Here is an 18,862-nt window from a genome sequence, read left to right on the forward strand (position 1 = left end):
AATAAAATGCTATCAAAAAATAGAATAAGATTAATTTTAGAAGGAGAAGATTCAACTTATGGCGTCGCCTTTATGTTATCAATTCAGCTGTTGATTGTATTATCCTTAGTGACATTTTCACTTGAGACTCTGCCAGACCTTTCAGCTTCGTATCGCGAACTTTTAAATTTAATAGAATTGTTCACTATAGTGGTATTTACAATTGAATATTTATTAAGGATCATCACAGCAAAAAGAAAATTCAAATTTGTTTTTAGTTTTTACGGCATAGTTGATTTATGTGCGATAGTCCCTTTCTATATCATTGGGCTAGATCTTCGCACTATACGTATTTTTAGGTTTTTACGTTTAATTCGGATACTAAAATTATTTAGGTATAATCAAGCCTTGAAACGATTCAGAGATGCATTGTTATCAGTTAAAGAAGAACTCATTTTATTTGGTTTTATCGTGTTAATTTTATTATATTTGTCGGCTGTTGGAATTTATTATTTTGAGAATGCTGCACAACCTGAGTTATTCAAATCTATTTTTCATTGTTTATGGTGGGCAGTGACTACACTAACGACAGTCGGTTATGGTGATATGTATCCTATAACAGCTGGTGGAAAAATATTTACATTTGTTATTTTAACGATAGGTTTAGCTGTAATAGCTGTACCAACTGGGTTATTTGCTTCTGCATTGGCACAAGATAGAGTAGTGAATGAGAAGTAAGTTAGAATATTAAAAATAGTTATTAGATGAGTACGATGAGTTTAACTTAAGGCTATGTAGCCATCTGGTTACGTATTATTCATATATAATAAGCTATAAAAAAATCCCGTTTGTAAATATATTACAAACGGGATAATAGTATTAAAAAAAGTAGATTATTTAAGTTTACTTAAATCACGTACTGCACCTTTATCAGCTGATGTTGCCATCATTGCATAAACTTTTAATGCAGCTGAAATAGGGCGGATACGGTCAACAGGTTTCCAACCGATAGTATCTTGCTTAGCGCGACGCTCAGCGAGTACTTCTTCAGATACTTTTAAGTCCATTGCGCGTGTTGGAATATTGATATCGATGATGTCACCGTTTTCAATTAAACCAATCACTCCGCCAGCTGCTGCTTCAGGTGAAACATGTCCAATTGATAGACCAGAAGTACCGCCTGAGAAACGACCATCAGTGATTAATGCGCACTGTTTACCCAATCCCATTGATTTAAGGTAAGACGTTGGGTAAAGCATTTCTTGCATACCTGGGCCACCTTGTGGACCTTCGTAGCGAATAACAACCACATCGCCAGCAACCACTTTACCACCTAGAATTGCTTCAACAGCATCATCTTGGCTTTCGTATATTTTAGCTGGACCAGTAAATGTTAGGTTATCATCATCAACACCTGCCGTTTTAACAACAGCGCCATCAACCGCCATATTACCAAATAATACTGCTAAACCGCCTTCTGTGCTGAATGCGTTTTCTAGTGAGCGGATACAACCATTTTTACGGTCATTATCCACTGTATCCCAACGGCAAGATTGGCTGAATGCTTTCACTGTGCGGATACCTGCAGGGCCTGCACGATAAAAATCAATAATCGCTTGGTCTTTAGTTTGCATAATATCGTAATGAGCAAGTTGCTCTTTCATGGTCGGGCTTAGGATAGTAGGGATTTCGCTATTTAATAAACCTGCTCTGTCTAACTCGCCTAAGATAGCCATTACACCACCGGCGCGATGTACATCTTCCATGTGGTATTCAGGTGTAGAAGGTGCCACTTTACAAAGCTGTGGGATACGACGAGACATTTTGTCCATGTCTGCAACGGTAAAGTCTAATTCAGCTTCTTGTGCACAAGCTAATAGATGTAAGATCGTATTAGTAGAACCACCCATTGCAATATCTAGTGCCATTGCATTTTCAAAAGCAGGGCGACCTGCGATAGAGCGTGGCAATACTGAGTAATCATCTTCTTGGTAATGACGTTTTGTAATGTCAACAATACGACGTCCAGCTTCTAAGAATAAATTCTCACGGTCAGCATGTGTTGCTAACATTGAACCGTTACCCGGTAGTGATAAACCTAATGCTTCTGTTAAACAGTTCATTGAGTTTGCTGTAAACATACCAGAACAAGAACCACATGTTGGACATGCACTACGTTCTACTTTTTCAAGATCTTCGTCTGATACGTTTTTATCAGGACCCATTACCATCGCATCAACTAAATCTAGTTTAATGATTTGATCTGAAAGCTTAGTTTTACCTGCTTCCATTGGTCCGCCTGATACAAATATAACTGGGATGTTTAAGCGTAATGCCGCCATTAACATTCCCGGTGTAATTTTGTCACAGTTAGAAATACAAACGATTGCATCTGCACAGTGAGCATTTACCATGTATTCAATTGAGTCTGCAATTAAGTCACGTGAAGGCAAGCTATATAACATACCTGAGTGACCCATCGCGATACCATCGTCTATTGCGATTGTATTGAATTCTTTAGCAATACCGCCAGCTTTCTCAATTTCACGTGCTACTAATTGACCCATGTCTTTTAGGTGTACGTGACCCGGTACAAATTGTGTGAATGAGTTTGCAATCGCGATGATTGGCTTTCCAAAGTCATCATCTTTTACGCCAGTTGCGCGCCATAATGCACGAGCACCTGCCATGTTACGACCATGTGTGGATGTTTTTGAACGATAAACTGGCATTCTTATTTCCTTAAACTGCTTGCGACCAAGTAACTTGGCCTTGATATTAATAATAGTTAGTTGCAGTAAAACAGATAATCCTTAAAGGGACAATCTACAATTTACGCACTTGCTTTAATGTTTTCTGGTTGTTGCAATAGGGTGAGCCCTATAACACCAACGACTTTGTCAATTTGCTTGGTTAAGAGACTGATATCTCTTTCACTACAAACGGTTAAATTAATCTGCGTTGTGTGCTGTGTATTATTCACTTCCGCATTAATGCTTTGAATTGTGAAACCTCGATGACGGCAGACACGTAATAAACGCTCTAAAAATTCTGGACTATTTTTAGCTTCAACTGTTAATGCGTTAATCATTCTACACTCTCCATCATTCTGTCATTAGGTGCGCCTGGTGGTACTAATGGCCACACATTTTCTTCTTCAGAAATTGACACGTGTAATAAGTAGGGGCCATCGCTATTTAATAAACGTTGTAATGCTTGGTCTATTTGCGATTTTGTCGCAATGGTTTCACCAGGAATATCAAATGCACTGGCTAATGTTACGAAGTCTGGGTTATCCGTTAAAATGGTTTCGCTATAACGACCGTTAAAGAATAATTTCTGCCATTGACGAACCATGCCTAAACGTTGGTTATCAATAAGTAAAATTTTAACAGGTAATTTTCTGCGTTTAATCGTGCCCAGTTCTTGTACGTTCATCATAAATGAACCATCACCAGAAACAGCGATCACGGTATCATTTGGACGAGCAACTTGCGCGCCAACCGCTGCGGGGACACCAAATCCCATTGTACCTAAGCCAGAGCTTGAAATATGATTCTCAGGGCGGTCTACAAACATGTGTTGTGCAACCCACATTTGATGTTGACCTACATCACTACAAATTACGGTATCGGCAGGCATTGTTTGTGCTAGTTGGCGAAGTAATGCAGGTGCAAAAATAGGTTCGCCAGGGTGATCATAACGACTCACGTGTTGCACTTTCATTTCTGCAATATGTTGTTGCCATTGTTCAATGTTCGGTTTGATTGTAATAGCAGGTAGCACTTGTTTTAAGTCATCAGTCATTGAGAGAGTAACTTGTCGCAATTTATCAATTTCTGCTGCATCAATATCTAAATGGATTACTTTTGCATTTGGTGCAAATTCATCTAGTTTGCCTGTTACTCTGTCATCAAAGCGAGCGCCAATAGCAATAAGCAGATCACATTCTTGAATCGCCAAGTTAGAAGCTTTGCTACCGTGCATTCCTACCATACCCATGAAATAAGGGGAGTCATGTTTGATACAACCAATCGCTTTCAATGTACAAACGCTTGGAATCTCTGTTGCAGCAATCAAGTCTCGTAATTCACTAACTGCGTTGGCCATTCCAACACCACCACCGACGTAAATAAGTGGCTTTTGAGACGCCCTGATCATCGTTTTCGCTTGATCAATCGCGGCAATATTAAGTGTTTTTTCTGTATTCATTAGTTTAGCAAGTGCGTGTGCAACACTAGGGCCAACTTGAATATCTTTTGGTATGTCGATTAAAACAGGGCCGGGGCGGCCAGTCGTCGCTATTTCGAAAGCTTGTTCGATGACTGAACCTAATTCTTCAGCAGTTTGGACCATAAAGCTATGTTTAGTACAGGCTAATGATAGACCTAACACATCAACTTCTTGGAACGCGTCAGTGCCAATTAAGTGCGTTGGGACTTGTCCGGTAATTGCAATGACAGGGACTGAATCTAGTAATGCATCTGCTAGTCCCGTGATGAGGTTAGTTGCACCGGGGCCTGAAGTGGCAATACAAACGCCGACTTTACCTGTTGAACGAGCATAGCCAATGGCAGCCATTGCTGCACCTTGCTCATGACGACATAATAGATGGTCAACGCCACCATCATAAAGCGCATCGTAAAGAGGCATAATGGCTCCACCTGGATAACCAAACACTTGTGTTACGTTTTGTTCTTTTAAAGCCTGTACAACAAAATGTGCACCGTTCATGGGTTCTTCCTGAAATAATGATGGTCAATCAATCGCTTGTAAAGTGGGGCTAGATTGATTTTTAAAAGGGTGCTATTTATAGCAAAAAAGCGCTTATCAAACAACTTTTGTCACATTTTTAAACAGATTGTTGAACATATATTCACTAGTAAGTTGTTAAATATAAAATAAGCACTGATATCATCCTTTGGATTGCTTGGTTTTATTAAAATCAAAAGCGGATTAGCCTCGAAAGGGGGGAGAGGGTTAGGTCGAGTTTTTATATAAATCAAATAGAAAGAAGGCGTTATATTTTGTTGTTCCTTCGTATTCTTCGTGAAGCGCTTCGTGGTTAATGTTGTTCTTTTAAATCAAAAGCAGATTTACCACGAAGGCACGAAGGGTGAAGAAGGTAAGGTCAAAACCTTTATATAAATAGAACACTAAATATTGTATTTATTTGTTAAAAATATTTTTAATGTTTTTATTTTCCTTGATGTTCTTTGTGAAGCGTAGCGCTTCGTGGTTAATGTTGTTTTTTTAAATCAACAGCAGATTTAGCACGAAGCCACGAAGGGTGAAGAAGGTAAGGTCAAAACTTTTATATAAGTAAAACACTAAATATTGTATTTATTGTTAAAAAATAGTTCTGATGTTTTGATTTTCCTTCGTGTTCTTCGTGAAGCGTAGCGCTTCGTGGTTAATGTTGTTTTTTAAAATCAACAGTGAATTTACCACGAAGGCACGAAGGGTGAAGAAGGTAAGGTCAAAACTTTTATATAAGTAAAGCACTAAATATTGTATTTATTGTTAAAAAAATATTTTTGATGTTTTTATTTTCCTTGATGTTCTTCGTGAAGCGTAGCGCTTCGTGGTTAATGTTGTTTTTTTAAATCAACAGCAGATTTAGCACGAAGCCACGAAGGGTGAAGAAGGTAAGGTCAAAACCTTTATATAAGTAACACACTAAATATTGTATTTTTGTTAAAAAAGTAGTTTTGATGTTTTGTTTTCCTTTGTGTTTTTCGTGAAGCGCTTCGTGGTTAATTTTGTTTTTTAAAATCAAAAGTGAATTTACCACGAAGCCACGAAGGGTGAAGAAGGTAAGGTCAAAACTTTTATATAAGTAAAACACTAAATATTGTATTTATTGTTAAAAAATAGTTCTGATGTTTTGATTTTCCTTCGTGTCCTTCGTGAAGCGCAGCGTTTCGTGGTGATTTCTGTTTTAAAACCAACAGGTAATTAACTTCGAAGGGTCGAGAAAGTTAGGTCAAAAGCTGTAAATAAGTGAATCTTTTATTTTTGACTTTCCTTCATGATCTTGGGGACCATAGCGTTTTGCAGTGATAGATATTTAAAAATTAAGACTTATATGGCAAACATAAAAAAAGCCTCTAGCAGCTAGAAGCCTTTTTAGAATTAATAACAAAATAACAATAAATTATCTAAACGCTTTTGTTGGCGTTTCAGCTTTACTCTTTGTGTATTCTGCGACGGTTAATTGCTCAAAGGCTAATGCTATCCAACTGCTCATTAACATATCGTAATGCTGTTCAACACCACTACAACCGACAACGATATTGCCATATACGAAAGAACCGTAAAATAAAATGTCGTCATCTTGTAATGAAGAAGGGTGTTTATTTTGAATATCAACATTAGCACAACCATTACGCCAAGCTTGGTATGCTTTTTTTCTCGCTAACTTGTCAAAAGGAATAGTCCATTCACTTGGATTTCCTAGTGATTGTTCAACTAAAATGGCGTTATCAAAGTCTGATTCCCATGGTTTTAGCGTAGGATCCATGATCACAATGTGTAGCTCTTTTCGATTAGTGCGTTCAAATAATTTAAGTATTGCTGGAGTGACTAAATCGATGGCATCTAATGCAATTTCTTTATTGCTTCTCATTTTAAACTTCCTCGTTCTTGATTCATTCATTATTGTTTAAGTTGTCATACGATACTATTTAATATAAAAAAATACCGTGAAGAACCACCCACTTTAAATACCCTTTATGCTAAATAATCGCCGTCCTAACCATCACTAATTATAAAAAGTAACTGTATTGAATTCTTAAACTATTTAGGTTGAAATTTTATATATTAAATAACTTAATCACGGTTATTGTTGTGCTATTTTTTGCTGAATAATTTTTGACTTCTATACTTGTTTGATTACACCGTTAATTAATTCTTTAACTAATGAATATCAAAGGGAGTTTCATGGCATTAGCAAGATTAGTTTGTCGCTCTATTTCAGGAGTCGATGCACCTGAAGTAGAGGTTGAAGTGCACCTTGGTACGGGGTTACCCGGCTTTTCTTTGGTTGGTTTACCTGAAACGTCGGTTAAAGAAGCTAAGGATAGAGTACGTAGTGCTATTTTGAATAGTAACTTTAAATTCCCAAGTAAAAGAATCACTGTCAATCTAGCGCCTGCTAATTTACCTAAAGAAGGTGGTCGATTTGATTTAGCGATTGCTATCGGCATTTTATTAGCATCAGACCAAATAAAGTGTCCTGAAATATTAAACTTTGAATGTTATGGGGAGCTATCCTTATCTGGGGAGTTACGCTGCGTCGATGGTATCATTCCCTGTGCTTTAGCGGCTAAACAACAAAAGCGACAAGTGATTGTGTGTACTGACAACGAGCATGAATGTGCATTGACTGGCGCACAAGGTTTTGTTGCAAAACATTTGATTGATGTCTGTGCCTTTTTACAGCAACAATTAACATTACCTTCAGCAGAGCAAAGTGAAGCGCCGCCAGCCAAACATTCTCACCTTGATTTCAGTGATGTATTAGGACAAGAGCAAGCTAAAAGGGTATTAGAAATTGCTGCGACTGGTTCCCATAATTTACTACTGATTGGTCCGCCTGGTACTGGAAAGAGTATGTTAGCTGAGCGGTTTATGACGTTATTGCCTAATTTGGAAGAGCAGCAAGCATTACAAACGGCGGCTGTATATTCAGTATGTGGCAAGCAACGTGATGATTGGTTTTCTCCTCCTTATCGAGCTCCGCATCACAGTGCATCAGCGGTTGCATTAGTGGGGGGCGGTGGAAAGCCTAAACCGGGTGAAATATCTTTATCTCATCATGGTGTTTTATTTCTCGATGAGTTACCTGAATTTCCAAGACAAGTGTTAGACAGTTTACGCCAGCCAATGGAAAACCATAATGTCACTATTTCTCGCGCGGCCAATCAAGTCACTTTCCCCGCTCATTTTCAACTGATTGCGGCCATGAACCCAAGTCCTTGTGGTCATATATCCGGACAGCTCAGGCGCAGTACTCCAGATCAGATCTTACGTTATTTAAATCGTTTATCAGGGCCATTTTTAGACCGTTTTGCATTGGCTATTATGGTGCCCTTATTACCTAAGGGAATGTTGGCTGATTCACAGCAAGGGTTACATAATTCAACTGAAAAAAGTGCAGATATTAAAGAAAGGGTTTTAGTTGCTCGTAATATTCAACTACAACGTCAAGGTAAGTTAAACCATTACTTATCAAGTCAAGAGGTGAATATATATTGCGTATTAACGAAGGAGGATGCATTGTTTTTAGAGCAAGCGATTGAGAAAATGGGATTGTCTATTCGGGCTTGGCATAGTTTGTTGAAAGTCGCTCGGAGCATTGCCGATCTGCAGCAGCAACAAAATATTACTAAAGCACACTTGTGTGAAGCGTTAAACTATCGAGCGATGGACCGCTTATTGAGTAGCTTTAATTAGTGGATATTCATACTTAATTCATTGACTGTTTTAAACCGTAAACAATCACTCAAGCAATCAATTAATTAAACTTATATATGAGAGTGCACTCGTTATAAAGGTAACCAAGGAATGGTATTAATTGAGTGTAGTGATTGTTCAGAGATAAAAGAGTTCTCGAGATGAAAAACTTTGCGTGTATTCAAGTGTAATGCTTCAAGTTTATCTTTAAAATAATCTTCTAATAATTGCGTTAATACACCCTTTTCTTGAAGTGATGTTAAGCCTACCGTTAATCGTTCAGCTAAGTCTGGACGATCGCCATTAACAAAAAAGAATAATGGAAAAGGGTAATGGAAAAGTAAATTGTTTTCGACGACTAAATTAGAGTTTTTCTGTAGCTCAAGCTCATCTCCAATTTCATTAATACCTCGTAAAAAGCAATCAAAACGTTGTTTTTCTAATTGTCTAAATAACAAAGAATACTTATAGGATGTCTGAACGTTTAGCCCATTATTTTTTAATATTTTGGTATCAAGCCAATCCTGCTGTTGTCCAATTGTGATATTCTTATCAATGAAATCTTGCATGTTGTTAATGTTAAAGAATTTATATTGATGGTTCTTTCTGATTAAACAAACTCGATAGCCTAATAACCCCTCAAGTAGTGGAATACGAACTGCAATTGCACTTTTTTCTCTGCTTTCGCTACTTGCAAAATGTGCAATGTCCAACTCTCCTTTGTGCTTTTTAGATAACTTCGATATTGCTCTTCTTTGTTCCATCGGTATTGATGAAACTATTTCATAATCACCGTATTCTTCTTTTGTAATATCAAGTGCTTGGTTAAGTATTTGCATAATTACTTTGGTAGGATTATCAATAGTATGTTGCCAAACAATTATTTTTTTCGGTGAAATAGGCACAACTGATTTTTCTTTAGCGTGACCGACGGATGAAAAAATAATTGAGAGTATAGTGATCATCAAAATGGTTAATTTCAGCATATTCTTATCATTAAAATTTAAAGTACTAATAGGTTAAAGTGCGCTTTGCACGCTGAGCTTTATCATTTTATTCATTGAAATGTTAATTTGGACAATATGTCATAAAAAAGGGACTTAAATTAAGTCCCTTTTTAGTTTTTACTTAGTTAATGTCAAACTAATTAATCATTATATTAAAGCGCTTTGATTGTCTCAATTTGCTCATTTAGTTTGTCGCAAGTTGTTTGGAATTCAGCTTGTTTCGCTTTTTCCTTAGTAATAACCGCTTCTGGTGCATTACTCACAAAACGTTCGTTACTTAACTTGCCTGATACCTTGTCTAGCTCTTTCGTTGCTTTCTCAAGTTGCTTCGCTAAACGTGCTAGCTCAGCTTCAACATCAATTAAACCAGCCATTGGAATCAACAACTCTAAGCCGCCTACTAAAGCGGTAACAGACGCTGGTGTTTCTTGACCTTTAGCAACAAAAGTAACACTTTCTAATTTTGCTAATGCCGCTAAAAATGCTTCATTATCAGCAAATCGACGCGTATCTTCACTGCTTGCATTTCTAACTAACACGTTAAGCGGTACTTTCGGGCTAATATCCATTTCACCACGAATGTTACGCACTGCATCAATCACTTGCTTAACCCATTCAAGGTCCGCCACGGCTTGTTCATCAACCTGCGCTGCATCATATTCAGGGTAAGCTTCAAGCATGATAGTGTCACCACCTTGACCTGTGATGGCTTTCACACGTTGCCAAATTTCTTCAGTCATAAACGGTAGCATTGGATGTGCAACACGTAATAATGTTTCTAATACGCTGATTAGCGTATGTCGAGTACCACGTTGCTCGTCTTCATTGCCTTTGAATAAAACAGGTTTAGTTAACTCTAAGTACCAGCCACAGAATTCATTCCAGATGAAATCGTAAAGAATGTTTGCAGCGATATCAAAACGGTAGGTATCTAATGCTTGGCGGAACTCTTTGATCATATTTTGCAATTGACCTTGAATCCAACGATCGGCAAGGCTAAATTGCATCGCTTTGTTATCGCCAAAACCAAAATCTTGATCTTCTGCATCCATTAATACATAACGGCTCGCATTCCATAACTTGTTACAGAAGTTACGGTAACCTTCAAGACGATTCATATCCCAGTTGATATCACGACCGGTTGATGCCATTGCTGCTAGAGTGAAACGTAGTGCATCTGTACCATGTGCTTCGATACCGTCTGCAAATGTTTTACGCGTATCTTTTTCAATTTTCTTAGCAAGCTGTGGTTGCATCATGTTGCCAGTACGTTTAGTCACTAAACTTTCTAGGTCTAAACCATCAATCATATCTAAAGGATCTAATACGTTACCTTTAGATTTAGACATTTTATCGCCATTTTCGTCGCGAATTAGGCCTGTTACATAAACCGTTTTAAAGGGAACTTGTGGCGTGCCATCTTCATTCTTCATAAAGTGCATGGTCATCATGATCATACGCGCAACCCAGAAGAATATGATGTCAAAACCGGTTACCAATACATCAGTAGAGTGGAAGGTTTTAAGATCCATTGTTTGGTTTGGCCAACCTAGTGTAGAGAATGTCCAAAGACCTGAAGAGAACCACGTATCTAATACGTCATCATCTTGGCGTAATACAACGCTGTCATCTAAGTAATGTTTCGCACGTACTTCAGCTTCTGTATGTCCAACATAAACTTTACCTGCTTCGTCATACCACGCTGGGATACGATGCCCCCACCATAATTGACGTGAAACACACCAATCATTTAAATCATTCATCCATGAGTTGTACATGTTTTCGTATTGTTGTGGTACAAATTTGATATCACCATTAGCAACCGCTTCTGTTGCTGTTTTAGCAAGAGGAGCAACACGCACATACCATTGGTCTGTTAGCATTGGTTCAATCACAACACCGCCACGGTCTCCGTAAGGTACTGTTAAATCATGGTCTTTAACTTCTTCTAATAAACCTAATGCATCTAATTCACTAACCACTAGTTTACGCGCAGCCTCACGAGTTAAACCTTGGAATTGTGCTGGTAAATCAGCTGGGTAATCTTCACTTTTTTCACCGTTAGTATTAAATACTTCAGCGCTTTCACGAATACAAGCTTCAAAGGTTAAGACGTTGATCATTGGTAATTTGTTGCGTTTACCTACTTCATAGTCATTAAAATCATGCGCAGGGGTGATTTTCACACAACCCGTTCCTTTTTCCATATCAGCATGATCGTCACCAATAATTGGAATTTCACGATTAACAAAAGGTAATAAAATACTTTGACCGATGAGATCTTTATAACGTGGATCTTCAGGGTTAACAGCAACACCTGTATCGCCTAATACTGTCTCTGGGCGAGTAGTTGCGACTACTATGTAGTCTTTACCATCAGCTGTTTTGACGCCATTTGCTAATGGGTAGCGGAAATGCCACATAAACCCTTTAACATCTTTATTTTCTACTTCTAAATCTGAAATAGCAGTTTGTAATTTAGGATCCCAGTTAACCAGACGTTTGCCACGGTAAATAAGGTCATCATTATACAAATCAACAAAGGTCTTTTTAACGGCTTCAGAAAGGCCATCATCCATGGTAAAGCGTTCACGATCCCAGTCTACAGAGGTACCCAAACGACGCATTTGACGAGAAATATTACCGCCAGACTCGGCTTTCCAATCCCAGATTTTTTCGATGAAGGTTTCACGCCCTAATTCTTTACGCGTTTGACCTGTTTCTGCAAAAAGTTTACGTTCAACGACCATTTGTGTTGCGATACCAGCATGGTCAGTCCCCATTTGCCACAACGTATTTTTACCTTGCATACGTTGGTAACGAATAAGCGTATCCATAATCGTATCTTGGAATGCATGACCCATGTGTAAACTACCAGTGACATTTGGTGGTGGGATCATGATGCAGAAACTTTCTTTATCAGTATCGCCGTGTGGTTTGAAGTAACCTTTTTCTTCCCAGGTTTGGTAATTTCTTTGCTCAATCGCACTTGGGTTGTATATCTTTTCCATCATTTGTCTTCTGTCTGGTTAGTTAACTCTTGAGATGCAGTCTTAACATCTTGAGTAGAGAGGGTGTGGCCTAATTTTTTATAAGCACTGTAGCGCATTCGCGCATTAATTTTTAGTTGTTCTTGTGCTGGCACAAAATCAATAATTTGTTGGAAGTTTAAATTAAATTCCGGAATGTTTTGGCTGAGGTTAATCAGCACTGCACGCGGGTGTTGCGGTGCAAGCCAACTAATCTCAACCGGAGATCCATAACGAGGACCTTCACCAATTAAGTTATGCGGGACAAAACTATCGCCATCAAACTGCCATAAATACTCATCAACAGTAAAAGCATCCTGTTGATTTTCAGTATAAATAAACACTTTTTTATTTTGTTGGTAATAAAAAGCCGCGAGCTGGCAAGCTTGCACAAAATGTGTTGGCAAACTCGCTTCAGCTGTTGATGCTAAAGTATCTTCTGAGTGAATATAAAAGATAACTTGGCTCATTATGAACTCAACTTATTATTGAACGTTAACATTTAAGCGTCTAATTCCGCTATTTCTTGTTCACTACGATTAATGACAAATTGTGTTAATAACGGAACAGGGCGGCCAGTCGCACCTTTGTTAGCGCCTGAGCGCCAAGCTGTACCAGCAATATCCAAATGTGCCCAGTTATAAGCTTTAGTGAAACGAGATAAGAAACAAGCCGCTGTAATCGAACCAGCAGGGCGACCGCCAATGTTTGCCATATCTGCAAATGGGCTATCAAGTTGCTTTTGGAAATCATCGTCCATCGGTAATTGCCATGCTTTATCACCCGTTTGGTTTGATGCACCTAAAATCTCATGAACCATACCTTTATGTGGGCTCATTAGTGCACTGATGTTATGACCTAATGCCATTATACAAGCACCTGTTAAGGTCGCTACGTCGATAACACATTCTGGGTCAAAACGTTCTACATAAGTTAATGCGTCACATAAGACTAAACGGCCTTCAGCATCGGTGTTTAATACTTCAACAGTGAGTCCAGCCATGGTCGTTAAGATATCACCAGGACGGTATGCTTTGCTTGATGGCATATTTTCAGCACCTGCAATCACACCAATCACGTTAATACCTAAGTCTAGTTGAGCGATTGCTTCTAATGCACCAAAGACTGATGCAGCGCCGCCCATGTCGTATTTCATTTCATCCATACCTGCGCCTGGTTTTAATGAAATACCACCAGAGTCAAAGGTTAATCCTTTACCAACAAGTACAATCGGTTTTTGATCCGTTGGACCGCCTTGATAATTGATAATTGACATATAAGCAGGGTTCGCCGAACCTTGTGCTACTGCTAGGTAACTGTTCATGCCTAACGCTTTCATTTGCTCTGTATCAACCACTTCAGTTGTGATTTTATCAAAGCGTTGATCAAGCTCTTGTGCTTGTTGGCTTAAATACAGCGGAGTACAAATATTTGGCGGCATATTCGCTAAATCTTTACATAATTTCATACCTGCAGATATAGCTAATCCATGTTGTAAGGCTAATTCTGCACGCGTTAATTCTTTACGACTTGGTACATTAAACGTTAATTTACGTAATGGACGGCGAGTATTGTCTTTATTGGTTTTGAATTGGTCGAAGTTGTATAAGCTATCTTGCGTTGCTTCGATCGCTTGGCGAACTGCCCAATAGCTATCTCTACCTTTAATATGCAATTCAGATAAAAAACAAATGGCCTCAAGTGCGCCTGTATCATTTAATGTTGAAATGGTTTTTTCAATGATCTGTTTGTATTGTGTTTCAGTTAGCTCTCGCTCTTTACCACAGCCAACTAATAAAACTCTTTCGCTTAATACGTTAGGTACATGGTGTAAAAATAATACCTGTCCTACTTTACCTTCAATATCACCACGACGTAGTAATGAACTTAGATAACCTTCGCTGATTTCATCTAAAACTTCAGCTGCATGAGATAAACGTCGAGGTTCAAATACACCAACAACGATACATGCGCTGCGCTGTTTTTCTGGGCTACCACTTTTTACGAGAAATTCCATATGTATCCTTAAAACGATTATATTGAGATTAACTGTGCTATTTTTATGAAAATGCAGTTATCATTGGTCATTGTGGACCTTGAAACGTAATATAAACTTACTAAAATAGCAATTTTACCGTAATAGTTTGCTTAATCCACTATTTTACCGCTTTTGTAGCATCTTATTTTACATTGGAGATCAGCTTGATAATTCTTCGTTATTTAATGTTAGAAACATTTAAAAGCCAAGTTGGCATTCTCTTTGTTTTAGTTCTTATATTTGTTAGTCAGAAATTTATTACTATCCTTGCTCAAGCTATTAATGGTGTTATCCCTGCCGATTTAGTATTAACTGTTTTATATTTAAATATGCCTACCTTGGGTACGTTAATGTTACCCATTAGTTTCTATCTCGCGATATTATTTGCGCATGGTCGGTTACACAGTGAAAGTGAAATGGTGGCATTGACCTCTTGTGGTTATAGTCCAAATAAAGTGCTGAAAGCAACATTAATGTTGTCAGTACTCACTTTTGTTTTTGCTAGCTTTAATAGCTTATATTTAGCGCCTACCGCAGAAGATGAAATGGTTTCTGTTATTGAAAAAGCTGAAGCCAATGCAGGTACTGCAACCTTAATTGAAGGGCGTTTTCATAAAGCATCTGGTAATGGTGGAGTAGTCTATGTTGAAAAATATGAAAAAAATAAAACGTTAGTTAATGTTTTTGCTGCCCATTGGCCAAAAGAGGAAGAAGGAATATCTCCTTCAGTGATCACGGCTAAAACAGGTAATGTTGCGAATAAAAAAGACGGCACTTGGCTAACTTTAAAAGATGGTCAACGTTACGCTGGTATTGTAGGTAAAAATGAATTCGAGAACTCTCAATTTTCAACTTACCAAGTACATATTGCTAATGCAGCAGTAGAGAATAAAAAACGCAGTGTTGATGCTTTACCTACTTCAGCGCTCATTGGTGTTAATGACACACGTTATCAAGCTGAGTTGCAGTGGCGTATTGCTATTCCCGTCTCTATATTATTAATTACTTTTATGGCCGTTCCTATGGCTAAAGTTAATCCTCGTCAAGGGCGTTACGCAAAACTATTGCCGGCTTTAGCACTCTATTTAAGCTTCTTTTTGTTATTAAGTGCTTCAAAGAGTTTAATTGAAGACGGAGTGATCCCTTACTTTGGTATTTGGGCAGTACAAATATTATTCTTTTTTATTGGCGTTATATTACATTTGCAAACTATCGGGAAATTTAATGTTAAGCCAAAAAAACAAAAGTTGAAAAATGTTGAAACGCCTAAGGTGGATAAATAAATGGGTATTTTAGACCGATACATTGGCCGTACTATTTTTGCCGCTACATTTTTAAGCCTATTCGTATTAATTGGTTTGAGCAGCATTATTAAATTTGTTGAGCAAATGAAAAGTGTTGGTACAGGGGCGTACACCGTATTTTCTGCTGCTTATTTTGTATTATTAAAAATGCCAGTTGAAATTGCATTATTCTTTCCAATGGCCGCTTTAATTGGTGCGCTTATTGGGTTAGGTTCGTTGGCAAGTAGTAGTGAACTAGTAGTAATGCAGGCTGCTGGCATGTCTAAGTTTAGAATTGCAAATTCGGTATTAAAGACGGCCATTCCAATGGTTATTGCCGTTATGTTATTAGGCGAATTTGTTGCGCCTCAGACCGATAAAGAAGCCTACTTTATGCGAGACCAATTAAAAAATGGTAGTGAAAAAGTAGAGAATAAATATGGGATTTGGGCTAAAGATGCCGATTCTTTTGTTAGCATTGGACGAATGAATAGCAAAGCAGAGCTTTACAATGTACAACTTTATTTCTTTACTAAAGAACTGACGTTAGATTATGCAATGGTTGCTAATAAAGCGACTTATAAAGAAGGTTATTGGTTATTAGAAGATGTTAGCAAGACCAGTTTTTTTGAATATAAAACATCAGTTGAAAATTTCCCTGAATTTACTTGGGAGACAGAGCTAACACCGAAAAAGTTTGAAGTGATTATTAGTGAGCCCGATAAAATGTCGATGCGTGATATATATGGTTATATCACTTATTTAGAAAGTAATGATCAAGATGCAAATACCTATTGGTTAACGTTGTGGCGCAAAGCAGTATTGCCTTTTACTGTCGTCGTAATGATGTTGTTGTCAGTTTCATTCATTTTTGGTGGGTTAAGAACCGTACCGATGGGGACGCGTTTAATCTTTGGTATTGCGAGTGGTTTTGCATTCCATGTATCAGGTGAGCTCTTTGGTCCTGCAAGTTTAGTCTTTGGGTTACCGCCTATATTAGGGGCGGTATTGCCAAGTATATTGGTATTGCTAATTGCTATGTACTTATTAAGAAAACAAACTTAGAAAAATAATGAGCAGCCAGTTGTTAAGCATTGATTCATATTAAATGCCTAGTAACTGACTGCTGTATATTTAGAAGGCGATAAATTACAACTTATGTTGTTTGGTAAAGCTAGCAAGTCATTAGCTTGTGATGATTGCCTAGCAGTGTTCGTCTATTAATGAGAGCTTATAATGATTGCTTAGTAAGTGCTTTCTAATTTGTAATCAATTAGTAAGCACTGCACAGTCAAATGATTTATTTCTTATCTTCATCCATAAATGCCATGCCTTTAAAGCCTTTCCAATTACTTAATTCTTTGGTCATCACAATCACTTCGCATTCACCCCATAAGTCTTGAAAGGCATTACGATCTTTTAATAATGACATAACGTTACCTAGCCCAAAAGCTGATGTTGATAACCTAATTAATGCTTGGGTAAAGCTGATATTAGTACCATCGCTATTTTGTACTCGTAAGCGCCATGCTTTCATGCCGATTGTTTGTCCTGCTTGGCTCCAGAAATAAGTAAAAAAACCAATAATGACAACCGATAAGTAAATTAAGAAAACTAAACTTTTCCCTAAATAATCAGCAGTATCTTTATAAACACTTAAATCAATAAAGCCTGCTTTATTGGCAATAACAACGGCCAATAATGCTAATATAGTTGCCAGCATTAATACCGCACCAAGTGCAAATAAATCGTAGATATAGGCACCTAAACGTTTAAAAAATGATGCGCGTTCACAACTTTGGTATTGTTCCGCTAGGCTCAACTCTGCTGTTTTTGTATTGTTATGCTTGACCATGATAATCCCTTAAAAGTTTGAAAAAACAGTGTAACAAATGACTAATCGCTTGGCATTTTATTTATTTAAGTATGATTTTGATTCTTTATAGGTAAGGATCGATTGCTTTTTAATCGCTTACACTTTTTGTGATTGAAAATCCTTGTTTGTAGAAGAAGCATAGGTATAATCTTTGTCACTCAGCCCGAGTGGTGAAATTGGTAGACGCGACGGATTCAAAATCCGTTTCCGAGAGGAGTGACGGTTCAAGTCCGTCCTCGGGCACCATATACAAACAATAAAGCCCCGATACTTTAAAAGTATCGGGGCTTTATTGTTTGTATATTTTAACTTTTTCTCTTTATTTTCATAAACTTTCTCTAATTCATGTCTTAATTACAAATGAAAAAATACCCTAAATCCTCCGAGTATAAGTTATCAATGTATTGAAACATAAGGGGTTTTATCATCATAATTAGGTTTATATTTTATATTTTATATTTTATATTTTCTATTTTAAAATGGAAGTGGGGGAGGACTTCGTTTTAATTAATTAACATAATCCCATCTACATAATCCCATCTACATAATTACCACACATTTAGTCATTATTCTGATCCGCTAATTACCTTATTTGTAATGTTATTTATCGGAGTTTTAAGTAATGAAAAAGTCGCAGGTCTTTTTATTGATTAGTGCATGCTCTTTTACGTTAAGTGCGTGTGATGTAAGTAATAGTGATTCATTAGCACAATCTAATGAAAGTCGTTTTGTATTAACGAGTTCAGCAATGACTGATGGCGGGCAGTTACCTATTACATATACTTGTGATGGTGAAGGCGTTACCCCCCCTCTTAGTTGGAGTGGTTCACCTCAAGGAACAAAGTATTATGCATTGATGATGCATCACAACGCATTTGATGACGTGCATTCCTATTGGAATCTGTACAATATTGATGCAAGTAACGATCAAGTTAAAAGTGATCAAGTACTTGGTGAGATTGGTATTAATAATCTAAATGATTTAAATGAATACAGCCCGCCTTGCTCTCAAGGACCCGGAGATAAAAACTATACTTATACAATTTATGCTTTATCTGAGGCGGTTATACCAATTCCGATAATTAAGTTTCCAGATTGGTCCAGTCTCTATAACATTGTGAGATGACTCTATTTTTGTCTTCACTGAAGCGATTCCAAGCATCACAACATTTATTGACAATATCGTTATAACC

General features: G+C 37.5%; 14 protein-coding genes and 1 tRNA gene. 6 read left to right on the forward strand and 9 right to left on the reverse strand.

The annotated features are described in order from the left end of the window. Positions 1–6: 6 nt before the first annotated feature. On the forward strand, positions 7–717 hold the full coding sequence (locus tag SP041_RS09795) for an ion transporter (RefSeq protein ID WP_137297667.1): 711 nt from the start codon (positions 7–9) through the stop codon (positions 715–717). Positions 718–872: 155 nt separating this feature from the next. Here the strand turns inward: SP041_RS09795 and ilvD are convergent, their stop codons facing one another. The 4 genes from ilvD to SP041_RS09815 form a co-directional block, all read right to left on the reverse strand. Next, positions 873–2,711 carry a dihydroxy-acid dehydratase gene (ilvD, locus tag SP041_RS09800; RefSeq protein ID WP_137297668.1) on the reverse strand — a complete coding sequence of 613 codons (1,839 nt, stop codon included), beginning with the start codon at positions 2,709–2,711 and terminating at the stop codon, positions 873–875. Between the two features lie 101 nt (positions 2,712–2,812). Further along, positions 2,813–3,070 carry an acetolactate synthase 2 small subunit gene (gene ilvM / locus SP041_RS09805; protein WP_137297669.1) on the reverse strand — a complete coding sequence of 86 codons (258 nt, stop codon included), beginning with the start codon at positions 3,068–3,070 and terminating at the stop codon, positions 2,813–2,815. Beyond that, positions 3,067–4,713, reverse strand: coding sequence for an acetolactate synthase 2 catalytic subunit (gene ilvG / locus SP041_RS09810; RefSeq protein WP_137297670.1), 1,647 nt, complete (start codon positions 4,711–4,713; stop codon positions 3,067–3,069). The genes ilvM and ilvG overlap by 4 nt, the downstream gene beginning before the upstream one ends. A gap of 1,423 nt (positions 4,714–6,136) precedes the next feature. Next, the gene (locus tag SP041_RS09815) at positions 6,137–6,607 is read right to left on the reverse strand and encodes a hypothetical protein (RefSeq protein ID WP_025565230.1); all 471 of its coding nucleotides are present in this window, start codon (positions 6,605–6,607) and stop codon (positions 6,137–6,139) included. A gap of 314 nt (positions 6,608–6,921) precedes the next feature. Between SP041_RS09815 and SP041_RS09820 the strand changes: the two genes are divergently transcribed. Then, on the forward strand, positions 6,922–8,436 hold the full coding sequence (locus tag SP041_RS09820; RefSeq protein ID WP_025565229.1) for a YifB family Mg chelatase-like AAA ATPase: 1,515 nt from the start codon (positions 6,922–6,924) through the stop codon (positions 8,434–8,436). A 92-nt stretch (positions 8,437–8,528) separates the two neighbouring features. Here the strand turns inward: SP041_RS09820 and SP041_RS09825 are convergent, their stop codons facing one another. From SP041_RS09825 to pepA, 4 genes are all read right to left on the reverse strand, one after another. Then, positions 8,529–9,422, reverse strand: a complete 894-nt coding sequence (locus tag SP041_RS09825) for a transporter substrate-binding domain-containing protein (RefSeq protein WP_025565228.1) — start codon at positions 9,420–9,422, stop codon at positions 8,529–8,531. Positions 9,423–9,595: 173 nt separating this feature from the next. Beyond that, complete coding sequence (locus SP041_RS09830) at positions 9,596–12,454, reverse strand: valine--tRNA ligase (protein WP_025565227.1); 2,859 nt, start codon at positions 12,452–12,454, stop codon at positions 9,596–9,598. Beyond that, positions 12,454–12,942 (reverse strand): DNA polymerase III subunit chi, encoded by a 489-nt coding sequence (locus SP041_RS09835; RefSeq protein WP_025565226.1) that lies wholly within the window; start codon positions 12,940–12,942, stop codon positions 12,454–12,456. Before SP041_RS09835 ends, SP041_RS09830 begins: the two co-directional genes overlap by 1 nt. A 32-nt stretch (positions 12,943–12,974) precedes the next feature. Beyond that, positions 12,975–14,489 carry a leucyl aminopeptidase gene (pepA, locus tag SP041_RS09840; protein WP_025565225.1) on the reverse strand — a complete coding sequence of 505 codons (1,515 nt, stop codon included), beginning with the start codon at positions 14,487–14,489 and terminating at the stop codon, positions 12,975–12,977. A gap of 185 nt (positions 14,490–14,674) precedes the next feature. On the opposite strand from pepA, the gene lptF reads away from it, so the two are divergent. Next, positions 14,675–15,793: an LPS export ABC transporter permease LptF gene (gene lptF, locus SP041_RS09845; RefSeq protein ID WP_037049678.1), complete on the forward strand. Its 1,119-nt coding sequence runs from the start codon at positions 14,675–14,677 to the stop codon at positions 15,791–15,793. Next, on the forward strand, positions 15,794–16,858 hold the full coding sequence (gene lptG, locus SP041_RS09850; protein WP_025565222.1) for an LPS export ABC transporter permease LptG: 1,065 nt from the start codon (positions 15,794–15,796) through the stop codon (positions 16,856–16,858). A gap of 235 nt (positions 16,859–17,093) precedes the next feature. Here the strand turns inward: lptG and SP041_RS09855 are convergent, their stop codons facing one another. After that, positions 17,094–17,648, reverse strand: coding sequence for an RDD family protein (locus SP041_RS09855; RefSeq protein WP_025565221.1), 555 nt, complete (start codon positions 17,646–17,648; stop codon positions 17,094–17,096). A gap of 182 nt (positions 17,649–17,830) precedes the next feature. Here SP041_RS09855 and SP041_RS09860 point away from each other — a divergent pair. Then, positions 17,831–17,915 (forward strand) — tRNA-Leu (locus tag SP041_RS09860). Between the two features lie 376 nt (positions 17,916–18,291). Beyond that, positions 18,292–18,795, forward strand: coding sequence for a hypothetical protein (locus tag SP041_RS09865; RefSeq protein WP_025565220.1), 504 nt, complete (start codon positions 18,292–18,294; stop codon positions 18,793–18,795). The last annotated feature ends 67 nt before the right edge of the window (positions 18,796–18,862 follow it).

It is taken from the genome of Psychromonas sp. SP041 (genome assembly GCF_000470315.2).
Taxonomy (GTDB): domain Bacteria; phylum Pseudomonadota; class Gammaproteobacteria; order Enterobacterales; family Psychromonadaceae; genus Psychromonas.